We start from the raw sequence: 5,710 nt of genomic DNA on the forward strand, positions 1-5,710 counted from the left end.
GTTTACCGCTACGTCCATTACCTGGCCGAGTTTTGCGTCGTTTTTTGGCTCGTAGACGTAGATACCGCGCTTATCCTGCGCTAGCGTGAAGCCTTTTTTGTCCTTTTGCACGACCGTAGTGCGTTTTAATAAGACGGGCAAATTTGACTTCTTTGATAGCTCACCGACCCGCGCTTCGGCGATATTTTGCAGTGTATTTTTAGCGTTTTTATCAAAATTTAGCCTAAAAACCAGAGCGAAGTGATCCGAAATTTGCGCCCCGTCTCGCTCAACCTTAAAGCTATTTAAAACATAGTTTTGACTAAGCGCGTCCTTTGAGAGCAGGACGTGATCGAGTGCGTTTAGGCTCGTGTGCGAGTAGCGCTCGTGCTTTGGCAAAAACGCCCAAAGATTGGCTAAATTTTTACTAGTTTCAAAATCGCCCAGCAGCTCTTTATCTCCGTAAGGCGCGTTAAAATCGCCCAAAACCACGACCTTTTGGGTATCAGCTAAGGCTGATTTTAGCGTGATAAATGCAGTTTTTCTCTGCTTTAGAGGATTTTTTCTAGCGGGAAAATGCAAATTTAAAAGGCTAAATTTTTGCCCGTCAACTTCAAAATCAAGCTTTAAAATGTCTCTTGTTTTTACGTTTGGCACACTGAAAATTTGCGTTTTTTCAGGCTTTATGCGAGATAGCACGGCTAGGCCTACGGGACCGTTTTTACCTTTTGAAAAGGCAAAATATTTATAGCCGGCATCCCTCATCAGCTCTTTTAAAATTTGCTCGTTTTCGATCTCTTGAAGCGCGATGATATCGGCGTTTAGCTCTTTTATCTTTGCGCTTACGGCTTTAAATTTGGTGCTTGCTTTTTTCTCGTTCCACTCTGATTTGCCGACGACGAAATCCTTATACTCGCTGCCGTCGTTTTTGGCGTCAAATAAATTTTGCGCGTTAAAAGTAGCGATCTTTAGCTCAGCGCCCGCCGCAAAAACGGCGAAAAACAGGGCCACAAAAAAGAGCGCAAAGAGCCTATTTGCCGCAAATTTCATAGCGCGCTTCCAAGGCCTGACTGGGCGAAATTTTGCCTGATAGCCTCATACGCGATGATACCCACGCTCGTGGCTAAATTTAAGCTTCTGCCGTGCTCGCCCATCGGGATTTTGATCGCGTTTGCGAAATTTCGCTCCATCAGCTCCATAGGCAGCCCCGTACTTTCGCCGCCGAAAAACAAAAAGTCGCCCTTTTTAAACTCCGCTTCAAAATAAAATTTATGCGCCTTCGTCGTCGCGTAAAAAAATCTATCCTCGAACTGGGCGTTTGCGTGCAAAAACTCGTCCAAACTCTCCCAAATTACCGGATTTAGCCGCGCCCAGTAATCAAGCCCCGCACGCCTAACGGCCTTTTCGCTGATGTCAAAAACGGTCGGTTTGATTATATGCAACTTAAGGTTTGCATTTACGCACATGCGGCCGATCGAGCCCGTATTTTGGGGGATTTGAGGATGAACGAGGACGATGTTGAACATTTAAAAAGCCGCCTTAGCTTGCGTTTTAAAAGCCACAAAAGTACTTGCCGAGTCGCTCAAATTTAGGCTTTTTGCAAAACTTATACTAAAAAGAATATTTGTATTTTGAAAATTTATATTTGAAGTTTTTTCCACTTTTGCCTCTTTAAAATAGGGCTTGATTTTAGCCAATTTGCGCTTTTAACTAGGTTAATTTTTAGCCGAGCTTGACTTTTCGTTTAAAAATTTTTCTATCGCTATATCCTGCCTGCGCCTTATCTCAGCGCCTATTGCAGCGCCTTTAAAACCCAGTTTTAAAATCTCCGCCGTGTCGATAGCGGGTTCAAATTTGGCTTCATAAACGCCTAAATTTTTAGCTCTTTTTATTAAGCTAGGCGAGTTTAGCCCGAGCCAGCTTTTTAGCGGTTTATCTAGCGCGATTTTAAGTAGTTCGCCGTCGCTTGGGCGCCGCGAAAAAAACGGCTCTTTGACGCAGGCTTCAAAGCTTTTAGGAAGTCCTAAGTCGTAAAAATTTTTAACGCCGAAATAGCCATTTAAAAGATATAAAAACTCGCGCTCGTCTTTTTTGCCGTTTTGTTTGGGTAAAAATTTGACCGCGCTTTTTAGTTTTGCGGCAAATTTTTCCGCCTCGGCTCGGCTCAATTTTAGCCCGAAAATTTTACCAAGAAGACCTAGTTTATAAAGATACCAAAAGCCGATCTCTTGAAATTTGGCGCTAAAAAGTTTCATCAGCTCGCCGTTTACGCGCTCGCGGCTAAGATCACTGATACTTAGGCGCTTCATCAGCCCCAAACTCTCCCGTGCGATACGGAAATTTAGCCGTGCGCTAAACTGCACTGCCCGTAGCACCCGCAGGCTATCTTCGGCGAATTTTTCATCGTCGATATGGCGCAAGATGCCTCGCTTTAGATCGCTCTCGCCGCCGTAAAAGTCCAAAAACGAGCCATCGAAGATATTTATCATCATCGCATTTACGGTAAAGTCTCGGCGCAAAGACGCCGCACGCTCGTCATCGGAGTAGGCCACCTCAAAGGCCTTGTGCCCCTCGCCCGTTTTATTTTCGGTTCGCGGTAAAGAAAGGTCGAAGTTTTTAAATTTATAAACGAAGTAGTTTTTGCCCACGCCGCAAGCGCCGATTTGCGCCATCAGAGCGTCAAATTTGGCCGGATCGATACCGTAAATTTCAACGTCGAAGTCGGAGATTTTTTTACCTAGCATCGCGTCGCGAACGCAGCCGCCCACGATATACGCGCGCTTGGTGTGGGGTGCTAGAAAATCTCGCAGCCATCTTAGATTTTTATTTTTGCAGATTTTCGAGCCGATTTTCGACATTTGCCAGCACGAATTCTAAAAATTTAAGCGTGAGCGAGAGTCTGTCTTTCAGATTTTCCTCGCTAGTCGCGTTTAGCCCTTCAAAAAGCACCAAAATGCGCTCTTTTAGGTTTTTTAGAAATATCTCCTCGCCCGTAAAATTTGCAACCTCCACTTCAAAGGCTTTTTGCGGCGCAGCAGTCGCGGCGACCTCCTCTACGCCGTCAAATTCGGAAGCAACGTTTTGCGAGTTTGCCGCGCTTTCTAAAACGGCTTCAAACTCGCTAGCCTCGTTCACGCTTATCTCGCTAACTAAATTTGCAAGACCCGCAGCGTTGGTTAAATTTACATCGCCGCTTGAGGTCGGAACGCCAGTCAAATTTGTCGCGCTTTCAGCCTCGCTAGCGCCCAAGTTTTCCTGCGCGGCGTCCATTCGCTCTAGCTCCATCGCCACCTCGTCTATCGCCATTTTTGCTATTTCTTCTAGTTTCATAGTTTTATCAGCCACCTTTTAAATTCGGTTATTTCTTCGTCCGTTTTCATCTTGATGAAAAAATCTTTCATCTGCTCGTTTACGCCCGTTTTTTTTCTACTAAGGCCGCTTAGACGCCTTATCGCGGCGATCGCAGCGGCGTTTGTCGGCTCGCGCTTTAAGATGTTTTTATAAACTATCAGCGCATCGTCTTTTAGTCCTTGAGCCTCGTAGATCAGGGCTTCTGTGATAGTATTTTTCATTTTTTTATCAGCGAGGCGATGATGCCGCCCATCTCGCTCGTAGAGCAAATCTCTTTAGCGCCAAACTCCGCTATATCCTTCGTCCTATATCCTTGCGCAAGCGCTGCTTTTACGGCGTTTTCGATAGCTTTTGCCGCCTCGTTTTCGCCAAATGAATACCTAAGCATCATCGCGGCGCTTAGTATCGTAGCGACCGGGTTTGCGATGCCCTGCCCCGCGATATCGGGCGCACTGCCGTGAATAGGCTCGTAGATACCCACCTTGCCCCCGATGCTGGCACTCGGTAGTAGTCCGATCGAGCCGCACACCATGCTAGCCTCGTCGCTTAGGATATCGCCGAAGAGATTTTCCGTCAAAATCACGTCAAATTTACTAGGCGCGCGCACGAGCTGCATCGCCGCGTTATCGACGTACATAAACTCCAAATTTACCTCCGGATAGCTCTTTGCGACCTCGCTCGTGACCTCGCGCCAGAGCTGACTAGTCTCTAGCACGTTTGCCTTATCGACCATGCAGACGCGTTTTTTGCGCTTCATCGCGGTTTCAAAACCGACCTTCGCGATGCGCTCGATCTCCTCGCTCGTGTAGGTCATAGTGTTGTAGGCGCTGTTTTCTTTTTTCTCGCGCGGCTGACCGAAGTATATCCCGCCCGTTAGCTCGCGAACCACGATAAAATCGACGCCCTGAAGGACTGACGGCTTTAGCGTACTAGCGTCCACCAGCTCGTCAAATATCATCGCAGGGCGCAAATTTGCATACGCGCCAAGCTCTTTTCGCAGCTTCAAAAGCCCGCTTTCAGGGCGCAGATGACGCGGCAAGCCGTCCCATTTAGGCCCGCCTATGGCGCCAAAAAGCACCGCGTCCGAGTTTAGAGCGCCGTTTAGCGTCTCGCTAGGCAAAGGCTCGCCAAACACGTCGATCGCAGCGCCGCCCATCAGGTAATAGTTATAGCTAAGCTCAAAACCAAACTCCGCGCTAGCCGCGTCCAGCGCCTTTATCGCCTCGTCCACTATCTCAGGGCCTATGCCGTCGCCCTTTATCACTGCGATATTATAAATTTTAGCCATTTTATATCCTTGTTTTCGCGTATTCTATGAGGCCGCCGCTTTTTAAAAGCTCTTGCATAAACGGCGGTATCGGGCTAAATTTATACTCTTTGCCGCTCGTTAAATTTACGACCGCGCCGTTATCCACGTCGATTTTTAGCTCGTCGCCGGCGTTTATCTCGTCTGTTTCTTTGATTTCTAGTATCAAAAGTCCCGTGTTAAAGCTGTTTCTATAAAAAATCCTAGCAAAGCTCTTAGCTATCACCGCGCCGATGCCTGCGGCCTTAAGCGCCAAAGGAGCGTGCTCGCGCGAGCTGCCGCAGCCGAAATTTTCGCCCGCTACGATGACGTCGCCGACGGAGATTTTTTTGCTAAACTCGGGATCGGCGTCCTCCATGATATGAGTGGCCAAGATTTTTTCGTCGGAGGTGTTGAGATAGCGCGCGGCTATGATGATGTCGGTGTCGATATTGTCGCCGAATTTCCAGACTTTTGCTTGTTTCATGATTTGCCTTAAGATTAAATTTGGGCGATTTTATCTAAAAGAAACTAAATAAACAATCAAAGTGCGACAGGTAGCGGTCGGTACGGAAAAATTTGAGGTTAAATTTAAACAGTTCGGCTCGCGAGTCAAATTTCAAATTTGATACAAAAACAAGCGGACGAGACGAAAACTAGCTGAGTTTTTTGATGCGGAGACTGCGGCTAAATTTGATTTAGAGGAAGGACGAGATATCGCTAGGATACTCGTCCGTAGATTTTTGTTTTTACGTTTCGTTATGTTACCCGTTAAAACAAAACCACCGCTGCGGTTAGACAGCCCCAAAGCACGGCTCCGATAGCCATAGTTGCGTGAGTTACTGCAGAATCTTTCATATTTTTCTCCTTTATTTTTGGAGAATTATAATGACCTTTTGTGTCCTCAATGTGTCCTTTGTATGACTTTTTAAAATTTCGCTTGAGATTTATGCTTATTTCGTCAAATTTACGGCAAACTAGCGTGGCAAATTTAAATTTTCGTCAAATTTCGTGCCTGCAAGTCAAATTTAATGCGCGACCCACCATCCCAGCTAGCTAAATTAGCCGGCCGCAAAAGCGTAAATTTGCTTAAAT

General features: G+C 46.5%; 7 protein-coding genes. All 7 read right to left on the reverse strand.

The features are described from left to right. The coding region (locus Q0338_RS08360; protein WP_298086351.1) for an endonuclease/exonuclease/phosphatase family protein at nucleotides 1–1,029 on the reverse strand (1,029 nt) is incomplete at its 3' end. Further along, on the reverse strand, nucleotides 1,026–1,505 hold the full coding sequence (locus Q0338_RS08365; protein ID WP_298086352.1) for a tRNA (cytidine(34)-2'-O)-methyltransferase: 480 nt from the start codon (nucleotides 1,503–1,505) through the stop codon (nucleotides 1,026–1,028). The genes Q0338_RS08365 and Q0338_RS08360, both read right to left, overlap by 4 nt. A gap of 189 nt (nucleotides 1,506–1,694) precedes the next feature. Continuing rightward, the gene (locus tag Q0338_RS08370) at nucleotides 1,695–2,837 is read right to left on the reverse strand and encodes a CCA tRNA nucleotidyltransferase (RefSeq protein WP_298086353.1); all 1,143 of its coding nucleotides are present in this window, start codon (nucleotides 2,835–2,837) and stop codon (nucleotides 1,695–1,697) included. Continuing rightward, nucleotides 2,803–3,309 (reverse strand): GlcNAc transferase, encoded by a 507-nt coding sequence (locus tag Q0338_RS08375; RefSeq protein ID WP_298086354.1) that lies wholly within the window; start codon nucleotides 3,307–3,309, stop codon nucleotides 2,803–2,805. Before Q0338_RS08375 ends, Q0338_RS08370 begins: the two co-directional genes overlap by 35 nt. Next, nucleotides 3,306–3,551 (reverse strand): hypothetical protein, encoded by a 246-nt coding sequence (locus Q0338_RS08380; protein ID WP_122868273.1) that lies wholly within the window; start codon nucleotides 3,549–3,551, stop codon nucleotides 3,306–3,308. Before Q0338_RS08380 ends, Q0338_RS08375 begins: the two co-directional genes overlap by 4 nt. Next, a complete protein-coding gene (gene leuB / locus Q0338_RS08385; RefSeq protein ID WP_298086355.1) occupies nucleotides 3,548–4,618 on the reverse strand; it encodes a 3-isopropylmalate dehydrogenase in 1,071 nt (356 codons plus the stop codon). The genes Q0338_RS08380 and leuB overlap by 4 nt, the downstream gene beginning before the upstream one ends. 1 nt (nucleotide 4,619) lies before the next feature. Continuing rightward, the gene (locus tag Q0338_RS08390) at nucleotides 4,620–5,102 is read right to left on the reverse strand and encodes a 3-isopropylmalate dehydratase small subunit (RefSeq protein ID WP_122863074.1); all 483 of its coding nucleotides are present in this window, start codon (nucleotides 5,100–5,102) and stop codon (nucleotides 4,620–4,622) included. Nucleotides 5,103–5,710: the final 608 nt, after the last annotated feature.

This window comes from uncultured Campylobacter sp., from assembly GCF_938018145.1.
In the GTDB taxonomy this organism is placed as follows: domain Bacteria; phylum Campylobacterota; class Campylobacteria; order Campylobacterales; family Campylobacteraceae; genus Campylobacter_A.